18 protein-coding genes are annotated in these 21,449 nt (G+C 60.4%); 2 read left to right on the top strand and 16 right to left on the bottom strand.

From position 1 onward, the window contains the following. Positions 1-5: 5 nt before the first annotated feature. The 11 genes from pgaA to QOM10_RS00780 form a co-directional block, all read right to left on the bottom strand. The gene (pgaA, locus tag QOM10_RS00830; protein WP_316917415.1) at positions 6-2,486 is read right to left on the bottom strand and encodes a poly-beta-1,6 N-acetyl-D-glucosamine export porin PgaA; all 2,481 of its coding nucleotides are present in this window, start codon (positions 2,484-2,486) and stop codon (positions 6-8) included. Positions 2,487-2,736: 250 nt separating this feature from the next. Beyond that, complete coding sequence (locus QOM10_RS00825; RefSeq protein WP_038367300.1) at positions 2,737-4,242, bottom strand: YdgA family protein; 1,506 nt, start codon at positions 4,240-4,242, stop codon at positions 2,737-2,739. A 291-nt stretch (positions 4,243-4,533) separates the two neighbouring features. After that, positions 4,534-5,169 (bottom strand): hypothetical protein, encoded by a 636-nt coding sequence (locus QOM10_RS00820; RefSeq protein ID WP_007917700.1) that lies wholly within the window; start codon positions 5,167-5,169, stop codon positions 4,534-4,536. A 93-nt stretch (positions 5,170-5,262) separates the two neighbouring features. After that, a complete protein-coding gene (locus QOM10_RS00815; RefSeq protein WP_316917414.1) occupies positions 5,263-6,705 on the bottom strand; it encodes an efflux transporter outer membrane subunit in 1,443 nt (480 codons plus the stop codon). Beyond that, positions 6,702-7,604, bottom strand: a complete 903-nt coding sequence (locus QOM10_RS00810; protein ID WP_316917413.1) for an HlyD family secretion protein — start codon at positions 7,602-7,604, stop codon at positions 6,702-6,704. The genes QOM10_RS00815 and QOM10_RS00810 overlap by 4 nt, the downstream gene beginning before the upstream one ends. After that, positions 7,601-7,810: a DUF1656 domain-containing protein gene (locus tag QOM10_RS00805; protein ID WP_007917703.1), complete on the bottom strand. Its 210-nt coding sequence runs from the start codon at positions 7,808-7,810 to the stop codon at positions 7,601-7,603. Before QOM10_RS00805 ends, QOM10_RS00810 begins: the two co-directional genes overlap by 4 nt. Further along, a complete protein-coding gene (locus QOM10_RS00800) occupies positions 7,807-9,870 on the bottom strand; it encodes an FUSC family protein (RefSeq protein ID WP_316917412.1) in 2,064 nt (687 codons plus the stop codon). The genes QOM10_RS00805 and QOM10_RS00800 overlap by 4 nt, the downstream gene beginning before the upstream one ends. Next, the gene (locus QOM10_RS00795) at positions 9,867-10,295 is read right to left on the bottom strand and encodes a MarR family winged helix-turn-helix transcriptional regulator (protein WP_038367319.1); all 429 of its coding nucleotides are present in this window, start codon (positions 10,293-10,295) and stop codon (positions 9,867-9,869) included. The genes QOM10_RS00800 and QOM10_RS00795 overlap by 4 nt, the downstream gene beginning before the upstream one ends. Positions 10,296-10,412: 117 nt before the next feature. After that, the gene (locus tag QOM10_RS00790; RefSeq protein ID WP_316917411.1) at positions 10,413-11,903 is read right to left on the bottom strand and encodes a Fic family protein; all 1,491 of its coding nucleotides are present in this window, start codon (positions 11,901-11,903) and stop codon (positions 10,413-10,415) included. Between the two features lie 86 nt (positions 11,904-11,989). Continuing rightward, entirely contained in the window at positions 11,990-12,235 is a 246-nt protein-coding gene (locus tag QOM10_RS00785) for a DUF2789 domain-containing protein (RefSeq protein ID WP_127925373.1), read from the bottom strand. Between the two features lie 128 nt (positions 12,236-12,363). Then, complete coding sequence (locus QOM10_RS00780; protein WP_127925372.1) at positions 12,364-12,825, bottom strand: aminoacyl-tRNA deacylase; 462 nt, start codon at positions 12,823-12,825, stop codon at positions 12,364-12,366. Positions 12,826-12,998: 173 nt separating this feature from the next. On the opposite strand from QOM10_RS00780, the gene QOM10_RS00775 reads away from it, so the two are divergent. Next, positions 12,999-13,529, top strand: coding sequence for an NfeD family protein (locus tag QOM10_RS00775; RefSeq protein WP_177413844.1), 531 nt, complete (start codon positions 12,999-13,001; stop codon positions 13,527-13,529). A 2-nt stretch (positions 13,530-13,531) separates the two neighbouring features. Beyond that, positions 13,532-14,290, top strand: a complete 759-nt coding sequence (locus QOM10_RS00770) for a slipin family protein (RefSeq protein WP_077570069.1) — start codon at positions 13,532-13,534, stop codon at positions 14,288-14,290. 5 nt (positions 14,291-14,295) lie between these two features. Here QOM10_RS00770 and QOM10_RS00765 read toward each other — a convergent pair whose 3' ends face one another. The 5 genes from QOM10_RS00765 to QOM10_RS00745 all read right to left on the bottom strand — a co-directional run bounded on the left by QOM10_RS00765 (position 14,296) and on the right by QOM10_RS00745 (position 21,315). Next, positions 14,296-15,876 carry a glycosyltransferase family 39 protein gene (locus QOM10_RS00765; RefSeq protein ID WP_160037711.1) on the bottom strand — a complete coding sequence of 527 codons (1,581 nt, stop codon included), beginning with the start codon at positions 15,874-15,876 and terminating at the stop codon, positions 14,296-14,298. Between the two features lie 55 nt (positions 15,877-15,931). After that, positions 15,932-17,539, bottom strand: a complete 1,608-nt coding sequence (locus QOM10_RS00760; RefSeq protein WP_224790093.1) for an efflux transporter outer membrane subunit — start codon at positions 17,537-17,539, stop codon at positions 15,932-15,934. Beyond that, positions 17,536-18,606 carry an HlyD family secretion protein gene (locus QOM10_RS00755; protein WP_127925369.1) on the bottom strand — a complete coding sequence of 357 codons (1,071 nt, stop codon included), beginning with the start codon at positions 18,604-18,606 and terminating at the stop codon, positions 17,536-17,538. Before QOM10_RS00755 ends, QOM10_RS00760 begins: the two co-directional genes overlap by 4 nt. Positions 18,607-18,633: 27 nt before the next feature. Continuing rightward, on the bottom strand, positions 18,634-20,172 hold the full coding sequence (locus tag QOM10_RS00750; RefSeq protein ID WP_316917410.1) for an MFS transporter: 1,539 nt from the start codon (positions 20,170-20,172) through the stop codon (positions 18,634-18,636). A gap of 225 nt (positions 20,173-20,397) precedes the next feature. Continuing rightward, positions 20,398-21,315: a LysR family transcriptional regulator gene (locus QOM10_RS00745; RefSeq protein ID WP_025113444.1), complete on the bottom strand. Its 918-nt coding sequence runs from the start codon at positions 21,313-21,315 to the stop codon at positions 20,398-20,400. Positions 21,316-21,449 lie beyond the last annotated feature (134 nt).

Here is a 21,449-nt window from a genome sequence, read left to right as displayed (position 1 = left end):
CTCTTCTAGAAGCGGAAAGTGAGGTCGACGAGCAGACGCAGATCGGTCTCCCGATCCCCGTCGTAGGGCCGGTTGATCACACTGAGCAAACCGCCCACCTCGAACACGTCGTTCCAGGCATAGCGCTGGCCGTAACCGAGCAAAGCCATGCCGCCGGTGCCGTGCTCACGCTGGCTGTACGTGCCCGCACCGGCCTGAAATTGTTGGCTCCAGGCCGTTTCGTAGCGGTGGTAGAGCACGTGATTGACGTTGACCAGCGGCATCACGCTGAAGTCGGATTTTGGGTTGAAGTACGGCACGTCATCGGACTTGGAGTTGTGGCTGGTGCCGACTTCCAGTCCCGCATCAACCTGCACGTTCGGCGCGCTGTAGACGCCCTCGCGCCCGGTGAGCAAGGCTTCGACGCGGTTGTTGCCGTCACTGAAGTGCGACGGGCTCACCGACAGGCGCCACTCGCGACTTTCATTGGCGCGCCAGCGAATGAAACCGCTGCCGCCGTTGGCCTTGATGTCACTGTTGAGCGCGCGCAGCGGCGTCTCTGCCGAGAGGTATTCAAGGCTGCCGCCGTACTGCCAGTGATCGTTGATGTCACGGGCGATCGCCAGCCGCGCACCCTGTTTGTCGCCGAAACCGTAATCGTGATTGGACACTTCGGCTTCAAGGGTCATGTCACGAGTGCGGCGTTCCAGGCCGACTCGCTGAAAGCGGTGGTGCCCGGTGCCTTCGGCGAAGTCGCCGGTGGCATACCCGGCCCCGGCGAACACGCGCCAGTCTTCATCGATCGGCGGGCTGTACAGGGTGGTCTGGATGCCGAAATCGCGGCTGCCGCTGACGGCGCCAGCATCGCCGCTGCCGCCACCGTTGGCCTTGCCGCCGTAGGCTTCGACGCGCAGCTCGGACATGTCATGCACTTCGCGCTCGCGGGCCAGACGCTGTACCTGGCGGTTATCCGGATAACGTGCGACGACGTCGTCGGTCAGCGCATCCATTTGCCGCCATTCCTGTAATTCCATCGCGGTGTGGGCCTGGCCAATTTCCAGGCCCATGGCGCGTGGCACCATGCTCTCGGTTTCCTTGAGCTGCATTTCTGCGCGGCGCGGCCAGTTACGGGCCAGGTATAAATCGGCCTGAGCCAGACGCAAACCGACGTTACCCGGCGCCTGATCGACCAGCGTCTGCAAGCGCTCCTCGCCATGGGGCAAGTCAGCGCTGTAAGTGCCGGCCTGCGCGGCCAGTTGCTGGGCGTCCATCCATTCATCATTGGGGTTGCCGATCGGCAAGCCCTTGAGTTCGACACGCGGGCGCTGGGATTTGGCGGCGTCTTCGGCGACTTTGCGCGCCTCATCAGCGCGGTCGCTTTCCAGCAGCGAGTAGTACAGCGCTGTGGTGTCTACGAGTCGGTCGCCGACATCGGCGTCCGGCGCCGCCAGCACTTGGCGATACAGGTCGGTGGCGATTTCCGGCTCACGCTGATCCAGATAAGACGCGGCCACCCAGCGCAGGGCATAGGTCGGAATCCTCACGCCCTCGGCTTGCAGCTTCTGGTATTCAGTGATGACGTCGGCGGTGCGCGCCCGGGCCTTGAGCGCGCCCATGCGATCGATGCGCCAGCGAATCACGTCGTCGTGAGCCGTGGCGTCCGTTGTCCAGGTGGCGAGCAGTTTGTCGTAGTCGGCCAGCGCGCGATCGGCGATGACGTAGCGTTCTTTTTCACTGCGGGTGGCGAGTTCGGCGAGGCGCACGCGCTCGGCGGCCAGATCGCCTTCGAGGCGACGCAGGGTCACCGGATCGATCAGGCCCGGACGCTGATTGGCCAGACGCAACGCCGGTTCCGGCAGACGCGCCTTCTGCAGGGCGACCACATATTCGCGGGCGACTTCCGGTTTGCTGCCGGCACGCTTGAAGGCCTGATCGTATTCGAACAGGGCGTCGTACTGTTTGCCGGCGCGGGTCAACGCGTAGCCCAGCGCCAGACGACGGGAAGGATCATCAGGTTTGGCCGCCACCAGTGCTTTGGCGCGGCTCACCGCTTCGTCGGGTTTGCCAGCATCCGCGTGAGTAAGGGCCAGGCCCAGTTGCAGGTCGGCGTTATCCGGCTCCAACGCCAAAGCCTTGTTGTAGACCTGAGTCGCCTGATCCCAGCGTTTGAGGTTGCGGTAGGCGCGCGCAGTGGCGGTCAGCGCCTGAACCGGCAGGACGCGGTCGCGGCCCTGGGTTTCATAGACCTGCACCACTTCGGCGTCGAGTCCGGCCCAACTGGCGATCTGCAGGTGATCGCTGATCTGCCCGGTGGTCGACTGGCCGGGCGGCACCTGACGCAAAACCGTTAGCGCCGGCGTGGTTTGCCCGGCACGGGCGTCGCGCACCATCTGATCATAGGGTGTGTCGGCAAACGCGAGCGCCGGCCAGAGCAACTGGCTGCACAGCGCGACTCGAAACAAAGGGCGTAAACCACGATGTAATACGGGAACATCAATCCGCGGCATTCGTCAGCATCCTTACATGGCCAGCCGGGTCGCAATGCCCTCCTTGCCCTTTCGTAACGGTGGCCGCCAATGCACATGCAACGGCCAAGCTTAGTCAGGCAGTTTTGCACGCAAGCGCAGAGCAATATCCAGAACACAATAATTGTTCAGAATCGTGCTGGCGGTTCAGCCGAAAACCCGAACGCCAGACAGCAAAACGCCCGGCGTCTGTGCGATACAGAGGCCGGGCGTTGCTATCAAGAACGCAGGATTACTGCACTTGCGTGACGCCGGCGAACTTGCTCATCAGGAAGCCGACGAACTGCTCGACGGTCATCTTCTGGCCGTTGAATTCGACCTGATTGGCGGCGTAATGCAGCTTGGTCACCACGTTGGTACCGTCGACGACGGCCAACTGCGAACCAACCGCCATGCCCGCGAACATATCGGCCGCTTCCTTGGATTGATCGACGATGGCTTTGGCATCGGTCTGACCGTCCAGCTGCGCCTGCACGCTGAGCAGATCGACCAGCATCGGCTTCGATACCTGAATATTCAGATCCAGCAACGCGATCAGTTGTTTGCCCAACTGATCCGGCGGCAGATCCATCGATTGCGGTTTGGTCAGGTCGATCACCAGATTGGCCTTGCTCTCGCCATTGGCGGTGTTGAACGAGAGATTTTCCAGCGCAAACTGTGGGCCGGCGGCCAGCAGTTTTTGCAGATCGGCTTTGACCTGCGCATTTTCCGCTTCGGTCAGGTTCAGCTCTGGCGCTGGCAAGCCCTGGGCTGCAGCCTCGGCGGCAGCTTTTTCATAAGGCTGCAGTTTGGTCTGGTAGATCTGCATCAGTGACATCGTCGACGGGATGTCGAGGTTTTTCAGGCTCATGGCCATGTTCGCCGAGCCGACTTTCTTGTCATTGAGGCTGACTTCGCCAATCTTGTAGTCCGCACGACCCGAGGCATTGCTGCCGTTTTCTTCGGTGAGGTTCTTCATTTCGAAGTTCTTCACACCGAGCACCGACTGCTTGGTGCCGAAGGTGGTTTTGCTGTTGGTCAGCACCAGGGTGTTTTCCCCGGTGTAGTAGCCGTAGCTGCTCTTGGCGAGGTTGCTGGCCAGGGTCAGACCGTTGAGTTCGACCTGCACCGGCGCCTGATCTTCAGCAACGGTGACCAGTTTCAGGTTGTCCATGTAGCCGTCCGCCTTGACCTTCTGCGCTTTGGCATTAGCAGAGATATTCATGGTCAGGCCGGAGAACTTCAGGCTCGACTGCTCATCCAGCGCAGTTTCGAACGGCAGCAGGTCGAGGGTGCTGGTGGTGGATTCGTCGTAGCCGATGCTGGTCACGCCTTTGAGCGGCGCGGCGCCCTTGGTGGCGGCGAACCACTTCTCGGTGGCCGGGTTCTTTTCCAGCTCGTAGTTGCTGGTAGCCATGACTGGCAGCCATTTCAGCGAAACCAGACGCGAGAACGGCAGCGGTCCGTGCTCGATGTGGTCAACGAACAGCAGTTCGACCGGCGCATCACCGAACATCTCGCCTTCACCTTTGAGGCGGTAGTGCGCGGTGCTGGTGAAGGTGTGGCGTTCCAGCGACACCAGCTCCAGCGATGCGGTGCCGTTGGAGCCGGCCATCGCGGTTTGCAGCTCTTGGTTGGCGTTGGTGACGGCGTTGTTCAGCACGCCTTCGATCTTGGTCCCGGTGTACCAGGCCCCGCCTGCGCTGATCGCGCCGATGGCAACAACAATTCCGAGGAGCACGCCTGCTGATTTATTCATGAATGACCTGATCGATTTCCGTGGCTGTGAGTGTCGTCGTCTTCCCTGAACCCGTGACCGGGTCGCGGCTCGACTGCGCTGAATTCAGCGGTGGAGATTAGCACCGGGCGCGTGAGCTGGCCCAATGTTTAAAGGTTAAAGAGTGTCTATAGGAATTGTGGACAGTCGACAGGCGGGAAGAGTTTCGGTGTTTTTCAGTCCGCCTTCGCGAGCAGGCTCGCTCCCACAAGGACAACACTGTACCTGTGGGAGCGAGCCTGCTCGCGAAGGGGCCAGATGATTCAGCAGAGATCAGGAATACTGAACCTCGATCTCATCGAGCTGATGATCAAAGCTTTTCAGCCGCGCGGTCCAGGTGTACACCAGCACTTCAAAGTCCCGATCAATCACCGCCCCGCCCGGCCCGTCGGCGCGCGGATCGCAGAAATCCAGTTGATAGCGTTCACGGGCCATAGCCGTGGCGACATCGGACAATTCCCGGGCATTGTTGAGCCAGTGCCAGCCCTCGCCATCAATCTGCTTGTCGAGTTCCAGACACTGCTTTTTCAACGCTTCGAGACTTTTTTCCAGCGGCGTGCCGGTGAGTTCGCCCATGACTTCAGCGAAGGTGCGCCCCGGTTGCCAGTAACTGCCCCAGAAATACCGGTCGAACACGGTTTCGACCCGACGCAGGGCGACTTTGGTGTCCCAGATCAGCACCAGAGTCTTGCCTTGTTCGAGTTGTCGCTTCTTGACCCGTTGCACCTGGAGCGACGCCCAGGCCACGACGACGATTGCCATGACCGCGATCAGCGCGACGGCGCTGTCGAGGAAGACCATGGCCTTGTCGATCTGATGAGCCAGCATGATGCCGTAGAAATAAGTGGCCGAGAGCAGCACCAACGCTACCAAGGCGCACCAGAAGCCGAGAGCGTAAGGGTTTTTCATTATTGGTTTCCCCTAGACCAGCGCTAGCAATGTGCGCTGAAGGGGCGCTGTGCACGGGGCGCCCCTTCAACACTTCAAAGCATAGCAACGGCCTCAGGGTTTGCTGGCGCTTGTCGCGTGCGTTCGTCCGCTTTCCCAGCCGCCGCCCAAAGCGAGGAACAAATCGATCTGGCTCATCGCAACCTGGGTGTTGGCGGCGGCCAATTGCGCGGTCACATCGGTGTAGGTGCGGGTTGCTTGCAGGTCAGCCAGGAACGACTCGCGGCCGGCCTGGAAGAAGCGGTGGGTCTGGTCTGCGGCCAGTTTCGCCGATTGCTCGGCATCGGCCAGTGCGTCGCGCCGCTGAAGTAGTGCGGTGTACTGAGCGAGGCCGGTCTGGGTTTCGCGAATGGCGTTGAGCACCACGCCGTCGAAGTGCGCCAAGGCGCCTTGGGTCGCCGCTTCTGCCTCGCGGATTCGCGCGCGGGCGCCGTTGGTCGGTACCTTCCAGCTCAGCGACGGGCCAAAGCCCCAGCGGTTGGTCGACGGATCACCCAAGTCATCGATGAGACCAACAGTGCCGATGGTCGCGCCGATACTGATGTCCGGATACAACTCGCCCGTGGCGACGCCGATCCCGGCGGTCGAAGCGGCCAGACGACGTTCGGCCTGGCGAATGTCCGGGCGACGTTTGAGCAGCGCAGCGCCATCGCCGACCGGCACCAGTTGGGCGATTTTCGGCAACTCGGCGCAGGTCGCGGTGCCGGCGGGCAACTGATCAACCGGTTTCGCCAGCAACATCGACAAACGGAACAGCCCGGCCTGACGCGCGGCCTCATAACGCGGCAAGTCGGCGCGCAGGGATTTGAACTGGGTTTGCGAACGGGTGACCTGGGTTTCGTCACCACGACCGGCGTCGCGCAGTCGCTGGATCAGCGTGGTGCTTTGCGATTGCAGGTCGAGAGAGTGCTGGGCGATCTCCCGTTCTTCGTTGGCCGCGCAGACTTGGGTGTAAGCGCGAACCACGTCCGCCACCAAGGTGATCCGCGCCGTGTCTGCCGCGGCCTGGGTCGCGTCGGCATTGGCCTTTGCGCCTTCGATGCCACGCTGCAAGGTGCCCCACAGATCGAACTGATAAGAAGCGCTGATGCCGATGTCGCCGACGTTATCGACCGGGACTTTTTCCGGCAGCAAGAATGCCTGACCAGACTCTTGCAAACGCTGCGCGCCCATCTTCACACCTGCGCTCCAGCCGCCCGCGGCTTCGGCCTCATCGACCTGAGCGCGAGCCCGTTGCAGGTTCGCCGCCGCGACGCGCAAATCGGTGTTGGAGGCCATGGCCTGCTGCACCAGTTGATCCAGCCGCGCATCTTTATACAGCCGCCACCAGTCCGCCGGCACCGGCGCCGAAACTACAGGTTTGCCGGCCACGGCCAGTTCACCCTGAAAATCCTTGCGCTGCACCGCCGCATCCTCAGGCACGTGATAGTCCGGCCCGACCATCTGACAGGCCGAGAGCATCACGCCCAACCCGGCGATCATCAGCGCCCTGCTCATTGCGCGGGCTCCTGCTTTTTATCGTCGATTTTTGCGTCATCGATAATGGATACCGTGGCAGTGCGCCCGGCGATCATGCGGAAGTCTTCCGGCACATCGTCAAAAGCAATCCGCACCGGAATCCGCTGCGCCAGCCGCACCCAGCTGAACGCCGGGTTAACGTTCGGCAAGAGGTTGCTGCCGCTGCTGCGGTCGCGGTCTTCGATGCCGGCGACGATGCTTTCGACATGCCCACGCAGTTTGGCGCGGTCGCCGATCACGCGGATATCCACCGACTGGCCAACATGAATGCCGTCGAGTTTGGTCTCTTCGAAATAGCCGTCGATGTGAAACGAATTACTGTCGACCACCGACAGCACCGGACGCCCGGCGGTAACGAATTCCTGTGGACGCGGCGCGCGGTCGTTGACGTAACCGTCCACCGGGCTGCGAATCACTGAGCGGTCGAGGTTGAGCTGAGCACTGTCCACGGTGACCATGGCTTCGGCCAGTGCCGATTGCGCGCGGGCAACCTTCGATTGGCTTTCTTCCAGCTGTTCGGCCGGCACCAGGTTGCCGAGGCCACGGTTACGTTTGGCTTCGCGCTGGGCCTGGGCGAGGGTTTCTTCGCGATCGGCGACAGCCGCTTTGGCCTGACGCAGGGCCAGTTTGAAGCGATCCTGGTCGATGCTGAACAGCACCTGGCCACGCTTGATCAACTGGTTGTCTTTCACTTCAACCTGTTGGATCAACCCGGAAACGTCCGGAGCGATCTGGATGATGTCGGCGCGAATGTGGCCGTCACGGGTCCACGGCGCAAACATGTAATACATCACCATACGCCAGACGAGAACAACGGCAAAAGTCACGATCAGCAGGGTCAGTACCACGCGACCGATGGTCAAAAACGGTTTTTTCATGTCATCAGGTATCGACTGAGTGAGTCCACGCCGTACAGCAGTACCGCGTAGAGGGCCACGTTGAACAATGCCCGGTGCCAGACCAGACGGTAAAAGTGCACGCGCGTAAGCACGGCATGCACCAGTAAAAACAGCACATAAGTGATGCCCATCAACACCAGCAGGGTCGGCAGGAAAATGCCGCTGATGTCCAGATCACCGATCATAGGGGCGCTCCATCGGGCAGCGGTTCTTCGGAGTCGGCACTGGAGACGAATTCGACGCCGGGCAACAACGCCAGACGCAAACCGCTCAAGGCATGCAACAGGTTCAGACGGGTTTCATCGTCGCCGTGGCCATTGAGTGCGCGGCGAGTGCGATCGAGGGTCATCAATAACGGCGCTGGCGCCGGCAAGCGTTCGCCAGCCTTGAGGCAGGCGCGGAAATACTCGCCGACTTCACTGACCACTTGCTGCAACAGCGCGTTCGGCGCGCCGGTCACCCGTGGGGTGTAGGCGAGCAAATCGAGCAGGTTCAGGCCCACACGCACTTCGCGCATGGCAATGCCGGTGTCCTGGCCGGTCAGGGCCAGACGCGGCAGGTGCTGCATCAGTCGATCGAGCAACTGCACGCCCAATTTGCGGTGTTCGGCAAGGTTGGCCGGCTCGGTCATGTGGACGATGTCTTTCCAGCTGAAGCGGGTCAGGCGTTTCGCCGCCAGTTCGGCACCGAACGGGCGTGCGACCAGCGTCCAGATAAACGCGAACAACAGCCCTAACGGACCCGCGAGGTTGGAGTTCACGAAGGCAAAAAAGTCCGCGTCGTAAGCCCCCTGAATACTGATGAATGAGGAGGTGTTGACCAGCGTCAGCAGCATGCCGAGGAAGAACCGCGGCTGCACCGTCAGCGTGCCGACGCAGATGAACGGGATGGAAAACGCCAGCACCAGCATCGGGAAATCATGCAGGTTGGGCAGTATCAGAAACAGATAAAGGCTGGCGAACAACACCGACATGCCGGTCCAGAAAAAGAACCGGTAAATCTGCGGTGCCGGGTCGTCCATCGAGGCGAAAAAGCTACAGGCCACCGCGGCGAGAATCACTGCGCTACCGCCGTCCGGCCAGCCGAGCAGAATCCACAGCACCGAGGCAGTGATGATCGCCAGAACGGTCGAGGCCGCCGAGTAGAGCATCAGCCCACGATCGATAAACGGGGTGAGCCGACCCAGGCGCCAGTGGCGATACACCGCGCGCCAGCTGTCCTGGCGTTCGCAAAGAATCGCGTCCTGCAGACTGCGACAGTCTTGCCACAGATCGATGAATTCGCCGAGGCGATAAATCGAATTTGAGAACAGCAACTGCCTGCGATCCTCAAGTGCCTCGATGCTCGGCTGCTGGGCTTCGAGCTGACCTTTCAGGGCTTGCCAGCGGTCGAGATCGGCGTCCTGATGAGCAAGCCATTCGCGGGTCGCGGCCAGCAGCGGTGCGAATTTTTCCACCAGTTCCGGCGTGCGCCGTTCGAGGGCGTAGAGCGAATCTTCCAGCGCATCGATCACCGGCAACAGATGAATCATGCGCCCGCGCAATTCCTTGGTGTTGCGCACGGTTTGCGGTCGCGCGCCTTCGTGGGGCAACTGGCCGATCATCAATTCAAGGCTGTTGAAGTTGGCGACCATGGCCATGCGCAGCGCGGTGACTTCCTCGGGCTGCACGTCGCGGCTGAGGAATTTCAGGCTGTAGGTCGTCGCGTCGGCGAACCACTTGCTCACAGCGTCGTTGAACACTGGCGCCAAGCGACGCGGCCAGAACATCGCACCGACCACGGCGGCAACGGCGATGCCGAGGAAAATCTCTTCGGTCCGCGCTTCCGCCACGTCCCACACCGCCAGCGGGTTATCCACCACCGGCAAGGCAATCAGCGGCAGGGTGTAACCGGCGAGCATCAATGCATAGTTGTTGGCCGTGCGCAGTTGCAGGGACAGGAACAACAAAATCCCCGTCCACAGCGCAATGACCACCACCAGCACATACGGGCTCTGGACGAACATCGGCACGAAAAAAACCGCCGCTGCCGCACCGAGAAAAGTACCGATGGCACGGTACAGCGCCTTGGAACTGGTCGGCCCGAGAAACGGACTGGAGACGATATACACCGTGGCCATCGCCCAATACGGACGCGGCATTTGCATGAGCAAGGCGATGTACAGCGCAATCATCGACGCTGCAAAAGTCCGCACCCCGTAGAACCAGTCGCGGGCTGGCGGAATGCCGGAGAAAAAACCGTTCAAGAATTAACCACCCATGGCGGGTTGGCCGCCTCAAAAGCTCTGAGTACCCGAAGCGTAGCTTCCAGATCGCTTTGCTCGATGCCTTCGAGCACCTCGTGACGCAAGCGCACCAGTTCGATCTCGACCGCTTGCACCAGTTCACGCCCGGTGTCGGTCAGGCTCAGGCATTTGGCGCGGCGATCCTGGGCATCTTCGGTGCGGCAGACGTAGCCGGAATGGCAGAGCTGATCGAGCAGACGCACCAGCGACGGACTCTCCATCCCGGCCGCCTGCGCCACTTGCACCTGGCGCACGCCCTCGCCCAGACGCCCGATCATTAGCAGCGGGACGGCGCAGGCTTCGGAGATTCCATAGTTGACCAGCGTGGTCTGGCAGATCTTCCGCCAATGCCTGGCGGCCACCACCATGGCACTGCTGATGTTCATCTGGAGAGCGTCGAGATCGTTCGGCACGGGGAAATGCACACTGTTAGTTTGCTAACTATCAATATCGCATTGGAGGGGAATTTCAGTCAAGTTTTGAAACAAATTGCCTGTTCAGGGTTAGCCTACCGAATCGAAATCACCCGCAATCTGCTCAATGAAATCGAAAACCTCCTCCGGCACGCTGAACTGGAACTGCTTACGTCGATGCTTTGAAACTTTGTCACCGTTGTCCAGACACATCATTACCAATTTCGAGAGGTCGCTCCCCCGTACGTCAAAACGCCCATTCACCTCTTTGATGACGTAGTCGTATTTTTCAAGAAACTCGGTCTCCTCGCGCAGCTCCACTTCCAATGCTCGCAAGGCCATCTGCAAGGTAAATTCTGCACATTGAGTCCCGTCCCAGAATCGATAGATCGAGTCGTGCCCAATAAAATCGAAAGCCATCTGATCAGCGTCCAGCCAAGTGACATTCCAGAACTCTCTTGCTGGTTTCGAGAACTCCTTTAACGCTTCGAGATAGCCAGACTCTTCGTGTTTCATCGCTACGGAAACCGGTAACAACAAACCATTTTTTAGAGCGCCAGAGTGGCAAAGCGTCTGGTGAATCAGGAAACGTGAAAGTCGACCATTGCCATCCATGAACGGGTGAAGAAAGACAAACCCGAAAGCCACAACCGCTGCAGCTATCAACGGTTCAACCTGCTTGGCTGAGTGATTGGCAAAACTCATCAACTCGTCCATCAACTCCCTGCACAATTGCGGTGGAGGCGGGACATAGCTGACGCCAGCTGCGCCTCTCAAGCCGTTGTGTAAATGGTTCTGTTCATGACGGAAAAGCACAGCTTTATCGAAAGGATTGGAAACCGTACTGTTCTGCAACTCGACCAAATAGTCTTCGCTCAACTCTGTTCGCTCATGGGCTTGGCGGAGAAGCCGAACAAAACGACGCGACTTTTCTTCGTTGGGCTCTTCTTTCTCAATAGCAAAAGAATCGCGGGTCTCATGCAGATAGGCCCAATTGATTGCCCGATCCATCATTTCCGGCGGCAACGTAGCCATAAAAGCCTGGGCTCGACCAAGGATGTCCAGATCAAGCAGCGCCTGCAGCTCCGTCGTACGCTCGACTGTGGCGCAGTAACGCATTGACCCCAACCCGTTAAAATCTACCCGCCAACGACTATTTCGAATTGCAGGCCCGGTGACATAACGCTTGGGATCAAACAAAGCGACAACGTTGCCCCGAACCGGTACGGAATATTCCAGCTGTTTGCCCGTGAAACTTTCCCAAAGAAAACAGGCTTTGCGGATAAATACCCCGTTAGGTGATCGGCTCAACTCACCTAGCAACTCGTCCGCTTCAACGGTTTCAAGCGCCTGAGCAAGAATGCACAGGTTTATTCCCTCATGCTTCAGAGCAAACAAGATGTGCTCAAGTGTCGAACCCTGTGCCGGCGCGACGCCGTTTGGAACCGCTAGACACTCACCGATCAAGGTAATCCGGGTAACCGGTTTGATCATCGCAATGCGCTTGGGGGCAAATGCATTAAGCTTCAGCGCATCACGCAGGTGGGCATATCCAACAGTTGGCATCGTCATCGTCCACATAAAAAATTCACTGCGACGATTAAAGCCCAGTTTTTTTTACATCGCGCATGTTTTTTTTACATTACAGCCTTTTCCTACAATTTTTTTTACACACTTCTGCCCTTACGCAACAACACATCCAACTGATCCACCACCTCCGCCCAATCGGCGTCATCCAAAATCTCGTCACGCAAAAAATCCGCTTGGCTCTTCGTCCAGAAAAACGCATCAGCCAAATGCAGTTTGGGTTTGAGCGGGGAATGGGTGGCGATGAATTTGTCGATGTTGACCGGATCGTCGGGAAGGCCGAGTTGTTTGAACAGGGATGGCAAGCTGTGCGTTGGGCTTTCCATTGAGCAATTCCTTGATGAATGGGGTGTTTGGAAGATTATTCGCGAGCAGGCTCGCTCCCACAGGGGAATGCGATCAACCTGTGGGAGCGAGCCTGCTCGCGAAGGCGTCAGTGCCGGCGCCACGAAACCTAATCACTCAACTCCCGCACCTCGGCATGCGGCACCATTTTCAGAAACTCCGGCATGCTCATGTGTAGCAGATAGTTGTGGTTGCCCGCCTCCAGATAAATATCCTTCTGCCGCGTCAGCAACGGGTCGATGACCATGTCCAGGCCATAAGAGCCACCCAGCGGCGGCACCGCGCCGCGTTCGCAATCATCGAAAATGTGCGCCAGATTGCTTTCGCGGGTCAGTTGCCATTCGCCGCTGGTGCGCACTTTGCTCAGGTCCAGGTGACGGCTGGCCGGGAGCACGGCCATCAGGTAATGCCCATGGTGGTCGTCGAGGATGATCGATTTGGCCACCCGCTCGGCAGGCACCCCGGCGACCCGTGCGGTTTCCAGGCTGCTCGATGAATGCCGATGAGCGACGACGTCGTATTCGCAGTGCGCCCGGTTCAGGCTGCTCTGTACTTTTCTTGCCATGCGCATGATGCACCTCGGTGTCGCGCTGAACGGTGGTTGCCGTGTCTTTGAGTCTAGTTCGGCGAGGGGTTGGTGCAGAGAATTCCGCCCACTGGACACATCCGCTCATTGATCAAAACTCAGCCAGCGCAACCCTCAACTAGACTGTAATTACAGACATGACGCTCACGGAGGGTCACGTGAACAGCCGATGTTGTGCGCTTGCCTTGCTCCTGCTGATCAGCGGTTCAACCCTCGCTGCCGACACTTCATTGCCGCCGATGAGTCCGGTCGGTTTGTGGCTGATCACCTTGGGTATCGTATTTCTGATCGCTGAAGCTGCACTGCCCAATTACGGCGTCATTGGCTTGGGCGGGATCATCATGTTCGTCATCGGCGCGCTGATTCTGAGCAACGCCGAGTTGCCGGTGCCGATGATGATCGGCCTTGGCCTGATCAGCGCTCTGTTGTTGATTGCGCTGCTGATTCGCGCCCTGAAAACCCGCCCCCGCCACGCGGTCAGTGGCGATGCCGGCCTGCTCGGCAGTGTCACCGCGATCACCACGGTGCAACCGGGCGATGCCCGTAATGGCTGGGTGCAACTGCAAGGTGAGCGCTGGCAAGTGCTCAGCGCCACTCCGCTGCACACCGGGCAATCGGTGCGCGTGGTGGGTCGCAAGGGATTGTTGCTGCAAGTGGCCGCGACTGACGCGGCACCGCTCGGAGAGTGATCATGGGTCTGCAAATCGGTTTTGTTGCGCTGCTGCTGTTGGTGATTGTTCTCGCCGGCTCGACGTTCCGCATCCTGCGTGAATACGAGCGCGGCGTGGTGTTCCAGCTCGGCCGCTTCTGGCAAGTCAAAGGCCCGGGGCTGATCCTGCTGATTCCGGTGGTCCAGCAAATGGTTCGGGTCGACCTGCGCACGGTGGTTCTCGATGTGCCGCCGCAAGATGTGATCACCCGCGACAACGTGTCGGTCAAGGTCAATGCCGTGCTGTATTTCCGCGTACTCGACCCGCAAAAGGCGATTATTCAGGTCGAGGACTATCTTTCCGCTACCAGCCAGTTAGCCCAGACCACCCTGCGTGCGGTGCTCGGCAAGCATGAACTGGATGAACTGCTGGCCGAACGCGAGCAGTTGAACATCGATATCCAGCAAGTGCTCGATGCGCAGACCGATGCCTGGGGCATCAAGGTCGCCAACGTCGAAATCAAGCATGTCGACCTCAACGAATCGATGGTGCGGGCGATTGCCAAACAGGCTGAAGCCGAGCGCGAGCGGCGGGCCAAGGTGATCCACGCCGAAGGCGAATTGCAGGCTTCGGAAAAACTCATGCAAGCAGCAGAAATGCTCGGTCGCCAGCCCGGGGCGATGCAGTTGCGCTATATGCAGACCTTGAGTTCGATTGCCGGTGACAAGAGTTCGACGATTGTCTTTCCGTTGCCGATTGAATTGCTCAAGGGCATGGCGGATTTGTCGGGGAAATCCTGACCCGCCTATTCACCCGCAGGTTTGGGCACGAACAAGCGTGCTTGCATCCCGCCCGCATGGACTTCAGCGCTGGGCTGCCAGGTTGCGGGTAGCGGTGAGAACTCTTGTGGCTCGTCGACGGTTCCGACCAGCCAGACCCGGCCTCCGGCTGGCAGCTCCGTCAGGCTGTTCAAATAGACATCACTCGTCACCAGCGTGCCGAACCCGTACTCATTTGGCCGCGTCGATTGGCCATCGGCTTTCGGTGGCGTGAAGAGGCGCACCTGCGCCCCGGTGCGATCGTAGTAGACGTAGCTCAGATACCAGAGCATGTCGCTGGTGACGATGCGGTCACCGGGCAGGAAATGCTGATTGACGTACGTCACTACCGTGTCGAGCTGATCATGACTGTCGACCGTGGCGTTGTTGTTCACGCCGACCAGTTCCACAGCGATCAACGACAGCAGCACCGCCAATGCCAACATCCGCACGCGGTTGTACAAACGGTCGATCGCCAACGCCGTCAGCATCGGCAGGCCGAGGGCGTACGCCGTCAGATAACGCTCGATGAACACTGGCGTAATGAACGAAACCAGATACACCAGCAACAGCGGCAGACCGGTGTACAGCGCCAGCAGAATGCTGCCGCGCGACACACTGCGATCGCGCATGACGGCGACAACTGCCAGCACCAGCAGTGCCAACGGCAGCGCGCCAAAGACCAGCAGCGGCAGACTCTCGCCATCGTCCTGAATCAGCCATGACCAGATCATCGACGGCAGCGAACCCAGCGTCACCGCTGGCTCCCAACCGACATCGCCGCCGACTTCGAGTTGTTGCATGTGCTGCATCAAGTCGAGCAGTTTTGGCAACCAGGGCAGATACAGCACGCCGATTGCCAGATTCGCCAACCACCAGTCCGCGCGCTGGATATGCCGGAAGCGATAACCGCGCTGCACGCGAATGCCGAGCAGATAAACCCAGTGACACAGTGCGGCCATCACGGCGAAATAATGGGTGTAGAACGCCGCACTCATCAACACCACGTAAACCACGAGATAGTCACGGCGTTGCGGGCGCCGGATCCAGTAGACCAGCGCCAGGCTCGCGGCGAGCAGCAGCGCACCGAGCAGCGCGTACATGCGCACTTCCTGGCTGTAACGCACCGCGGTCGGTAGCAGTGCGAGCAACAATCCGGCGATAAACGCGGCGCGTCGAGTGGCCAGACGGTCCACCAGCCAAATGCCCAGTCCGACCGCCGTAATGCCGGCCAGCGCACTGAGACAGCGGAGCGCAAAGATGCCGTCCCCGAACAACCCGATCCAGCCATGCAAGAGCATGAAGTACAGCGGCGGATGCACATCGAATGCAGCGTGTTGCCAGATTTCACTCAGCGAGTAGCGCGCCAGCAGCAGGCTGGAGCCTTCATCGCCCCAGATCGCCGCCGCCGTCAGGTCATAAAAACGCACGAACGCGGCCAGCGCCAGAATTGGCCACAGCCAGTGATTTTTTACCCAGCGCACCCAACGCAGGCTGCCGAACCAGGAACCGGGCGCGGCAAACGGATCTTGCGTGTCGCCCATTGGCGTGACTCTGTTGACCGCCATCGCTTCCTCTTGCCGCGCCGCAGCGCCACGAGAGTATGACGCGCCAACCTGCCCATCACTTTAGGTCAGCCACGGCGGAACCGTCGATGCCGGTTGGCGCTTTCACGACACCCGGCAACCCGGCGGCGATTTTCGCCTCTGGATACACCGATTGCCAACCGCCGCCCAAGGCCTTGTACAGCCCGACCATGGCCAGCGACACGCCGGTGGAGCTCTCCACCCATTGCTCCTGCGTTGCCAGCAGTGCGCCTTGCACGGTGAGAACGTTGACGAAATCGACCACGCCTTCGACGTATTGCTGTTGCGCGGTGCGCAAGGCGATCTGGTTCTGACGTACGGCTTCTGCAAGGCTGTCGCGGCGGCGCTGGCTGGCGTTGTAAGCGGTCAACTGATCGTCGATTTCATGCCAGGCGCGCAACACGGTCTGCTGGTAGGCGATGGCCGCTTCCTGCTGCTGCGCTTCACGCAATTGCAGCACGCCGCGCAGGCGTCCGCCGTCGAACAGCGGCAGGCTGAATTGCGGGCCGATGCCAAAGGCACGCGAACCCCAGGAGCCGAAATCGCTGAGTTGCATGGCTTGCGAGCCGAGGTTGCCGGACAGGGTGATGCGTGGATAAAAATCGCCCTTGGCCACGCCGATGTTGGCGGTGGCCGCGTGCAGTCGCGCTTCGGCCTGGCGGATGTCCGGGCGGCGTTCGGCCAGTTGCGACGGCAGGCCGATGGCGACTTGCAGCGGCGACTGCGGCACGGCGGCGTCGGTGGATAACTCTTTTGCGAGGGCCTGTGGCGGTTCGCCCATCAGCAGGCTGATGGCGTTGATCAACTGCGATTGACGCTGTTCCAGCGCGGGCAGCCGCGACTCGATAGCTGCGACTTGTGCGGCGGCTTCGGCGACGTCGAGGTCCGTCGCCACGCCGTCGGCCAGACGCAATTGCGAGAGCTTGAGGCTGTGCCGGGCGACATCGAGGTTCTGCTCGGTGACCGCGCGAGTGTTCTGCACGCCGCGCAACTGAATGTAGTTTTGTGCGGTATCAGCAAGCACAGTAAGCAACACGCCACGGCGGTCGTTTTCGGCGACTTCGAGGTTGGCGTCGGCGGCTTCGGTTTCGCGGCGCACGCGGCCCCAGAAATCCAGTTCCCATGAGGCGGAGAAGCCGGCGTCCCACAGATTGAAAGCTGAATCGCCGTTGTGTCCGGACGGATCGTTCAGACCCTCGCCACTGTTGCGTTTGCGCGCGTAACTGCCCGCGGCGGCGGTGCTCGGATAACGGTCAGCGGTGATCACCTGGCGCGCGGCGCGGCTTTGTTGCAGACGGCTGCTGGCCAGTTGCAGGTCGAGGTTGCTCTGCACCGCACGTTGGGTGAGCGCGGAGAGTTGCGGGTCGTGGAAGACTTCCCACCAGCGTTCGTTGAGGGGTTCGCTGACGGCTTGACTGGGGGCGGACTTGGCGGGTTTGGCCCAGTCGGCGATTTGTGGGGCTTCGGGCTTCTGGAAGTCTGGTCCTACGGTGCAGGCGGTGAGGCTTACTGTTAGCAAGGCACTCAAACTGATTTGCTGCCACTGACCTCTTCGCGAGCAGGCTCGCTCCCACATTTTGGATTGCGTTTTCCCTGTGGGAGCGAGCCTGCTCGCGAAGGCGTCGGTTCGGTCAATAATGCTCATCGCTGAGTCACCTCACGCACCGACATCGCCGAACTGGTGGTATCAATACTCGCTTCCACCGACATCCCCACGCGCAAGCGCTCGGCCAACGGCTGACCCGGTTCGAGCATGATCTTCACCGGAATCCGCTGCACCACCTTGGTGAAATTACCCGTGGCGTTATCCGGTTTCACCGCCGCAAAGGTCACGCCAGTCGCCGGGGCGATACTCTCGACGCGACCGGTCAGCGCTTCACCACCTAGGCTGTCGACGCGTACTTGCACCTCTTGCCCCGGCTGCACGTCAGTCAGTTGTGTTTCCTGAAAATTGGCCACCACGTAAGCCTGTTTCAGCGGCACAACGGCCAGCAGCTTGCTGCCCGGCGTCACATAGGCGCCGACGCGCACCGCACGCTCGCCGATCATGCCGTCCTGCGGCGCGGTGATGCGTGTGTAAGACAGTTCGAAACTGGCGATTTCCAGCGCCGCCTGCGCATGCTTCAGACTGCCTTCAGCCGCGTCACGCTGAGCGGTAAGAATGTCGACCTGCTTGCGCTCCGCCGCCAGTTTCGCCGTGGCGGTGTCGAGATGAGCCGTGGCCTGATCGATGCGCGTGCGCGCCTGTTGCGCGTTTTGCACGGTGCCGGCGCCAACGCCCGCCAAGTGGTTATAGCGATTCAATTCCTGCTGGGCGAACGCCATTTCCGCCTTGGCCGAGACTACCGAGGCTTGCGCCTGAGCGATCACCGAAGTCTGGCGCTCCAGCGTCGCCTTGGCGTTCTGCAACTGCGCCCGCGCCACCAGAGTTTGCGCATCCGCCGCTTCAGCCGACGCACGCAAATCGCGATCATCGATCAGCGCCAGCAACTGCCCGGCTTTGACCTGCTGGTTGTCTTCCACCAGCACTTCCTTGATGAAGCCGGCCACACGCGGCACCACCAGGGTGTAATCAGCGGACACAAACGCGTCGTTGGTATTTTGCTGGGTACGTTTGCCAAACACACCGGGCAGCGCCAGATACACCAGTACGCCTACGGCCAGCGCGGCCGCCACGGCTACCGCAAGTTTTTGCTTTGCTTGAGTCGTCATAAAAACCTTCATTGTTCAGTGCAGCAATCAGGTCGGTGCGCGCGGCGGATAAATCCGCCTCGGCAGCCAGAAAATCAGCAGGATCAACGCCACTGCGACGCCAGCCATGCACACGTAGAGATCGGAAGAAGTCAGCACCACGGCCTGTTCGTGCAGGCGATGGGCGAGGCCCGGATCGCTGCGATCGGCCAGCGGTGAATTGCCGAGGCTGTCGACCAACATGGTCGAATGGAAATGCAGACGCGCGGTGGTCAGCGCTTCGATCACCCCGGTAGCGACCACGGCCGCCAAGCCTTTCACCGTGTTGAACCACGCGGAGGCGAACGGCCCGTCCTGCGGCTGGATACTGCCGGTGGACAACATCAACAGCGGCAACACCGACATCGGCTGACCGAAGATCTGCAGCCATTGCAGGACGTAGAAATTGTCGCGAATCCATTCTGAAGTCAGCAGCGATCCGCCCAGGCAGGACAGCGTCAACATGCTCAAACCCATGCCAAGCACCCAGCGGCAATCGACCCAGCGCAGGTTGCACAACGCTGCCACCAACGGCAGCGCAATCAGTTGCGGCAATGCGGCGATCAGCATGATCGGTGCGGTCTGCGCCGGGCGATAACCCTGCACCTGCGCCAGATAACTCGACGGAATCAACACCACCGCCTGCAGAACTATCAGCACACCGGCCAGGGTCATCAGCGCGAACGACAGGTTACGGATACCGAGCATTTGCAATTTGAAAAACGGAATCGGCTGCGACCACTCGTTGATCAAAAACGCCACCAGCAGCAACGAGCCGGCGCCGAGCAATCCACAGATCAGGCTCGACTCGAACCAGTCCAGTCGATTGCCTTGCAGCAAACCGATCACCAACATGCAGATCGCTGGAAAGCCCAGCAGCAGGCCTTTCCAGTTGAACGACTTGAGGCGTTCCAGGCGCAGCGGGTCCTGCGGAATACCCCACGCGACCATCGCCATGGCGATCAGGCACGGCACGATGATCTGCCAGAACGTCCATTGCCAACCGACGTATTCGGTCCATAAACCGGCCAGCGGCGTGCCCAGACCCGGGCCGAATGTCGCCGTTAGCGCATAACCAGCCAGACCATAAAGCTTGATGTTGGCGGGCAGAAACCGCAGGGCCACGGTCATCAACATCGGCGGCAACGCACCGCCGGCGAGGCCTTGCAGGATGCGCATCAGCAGCAGACTTTCGTAGTTCGGCGCGAATGGACACAGCACGCCGAGCAACGTGAACAGACCGATCGCGCAGAGGGTGAAGCGGCGCAGCGAGAAGGTCACCGAACACCAAGGCGCGAAGGCCATGGCCGCGACCGAGGTGGCGGTGTAACCGGCAACCAGCCAGGTGCCTTCGTCGTAACCGATGCTCAGCGCGCCACGGATGTCGGCCAGGGCCACTTTGGTGACCATCTCGTTGAGGCCCGACACCAGCACCGCCAGCAGCACGCCGACCAGGCCAATGATGATCCGCGCCCCGAACACCGGTGGCGTGGCCGCCTTCGCCGGGCTGGCCGCAGCGATGGGCGCTGCTGCCGTCAGGGATGTCATGAATTCACACTCCGGAGGGAAAAATACCGGAGCATCTTAGTCGGGCTTGGCAATGACGAAAATTGACTTATTGGCAGGTTATAAGTGCGCCAGACACAACAATGAACATCCCTTGTGGGAGCGAGCCTGCTCGCGAAGGCGTCGGGTCAGTCAATATCATTGGTGACTGATCCAGCGCTTTCGCGAGCAGGCTCGCTCCCACAGGGTTTTGTGTTTTCTCGGGGATTAAGGCTGGGCCGCCAGCCAGGTTTCGTCGCAACAGGCCTTGAGGGTTTCGCGCAGCCAGCGGTGCGCGGGATCCTTGTCGAATCGGGGATGCCAGGCTTGAGTCAGCATCAGCGTCGGCAAAGGGATTGGCAGGTCGAACGAACGCAGTTTCAAACCCAGCCGGCGCACACTCAGCAGCGCTTCCTTGGGCACCGGCAGGATCAGGTCGGAATCAGGCAACGCAAACATCGCCGCATGGAAACTCGGCGCGATCACCGCGACGCGCCGCTCCAGACCCAGCGCATTCAGCGCGGTATCAATCGGGCCGCGAGCGATGCCGCGGCGCGACATGCTGATGTGGGAAAACCCGGCATAGCGCTCGGCAGTGATTTCGCCGTCGAGCAAGGGATGGTCTTCGCGTACCAAGCCCACAAAGTGCGTAGAAAACAGGTTCTGCACTTTGACTTCAGGGGTGACGGGCCGGGTATTGCTGACGCTCAGATCGATGCGCCCTTCTCGCAGGGCTTCATCATCGCCATCGCCTTCCGGGACAAAGCGCAACTCGCAGTGCGGCGCCAGTTGATCGAGGGTGTCGAACAGCTTGCCGCCGTAAACGCCAATGAAAAAATCATTGGCGCGGATGCTGAAGCGCCGACGCAGCGTGCCCAGCTCCACGGTGTCGGCGGAGCGGAACAACAGCGCGGCCTGCTCGACCACATCGCGCACCTGCTCGCGTAATTCCAGGGCTTTGGGCGTTGGCACCAGACCCCGACCGGCTCGCACCAGAATCGGATCGCCGATAGCTTCGCGGATTCGCGTCAGGGTACGGCTCATCGCCGCCGGGCTGAGGTTCATCCGCCGTGCGGCGCCGACCACACTGCCCTCGTCGAGCAAGGCGTCGAGGGCGACCAGAAGGTTCATGTCCGGGAGTTGCATACTGAGCACTCTTGGCTGATCAGGATTGATCTGGGCGCAATGCTAGCAAACATCCTTCAGCTTTGGCGGCGCCTTCAAAGACGCCTTCGCGAGCAGGCTCGCTCCCACAATGGACTTCAGTCGTTCATAAAACC

Origin of the sequence: Pseudomonas sp. P108, from assembly GCF_032613195.1 — a bacterium.
Classification (GTDB): Bacteria; Pseudomonadota; Gammaproteobacteria; order Pseudomonadales; family Pseudomonadaceae; genus Aquipseudomonas.
This window is presented reverse-complemented; position numbering and strand designations above follow the sequence as displayed.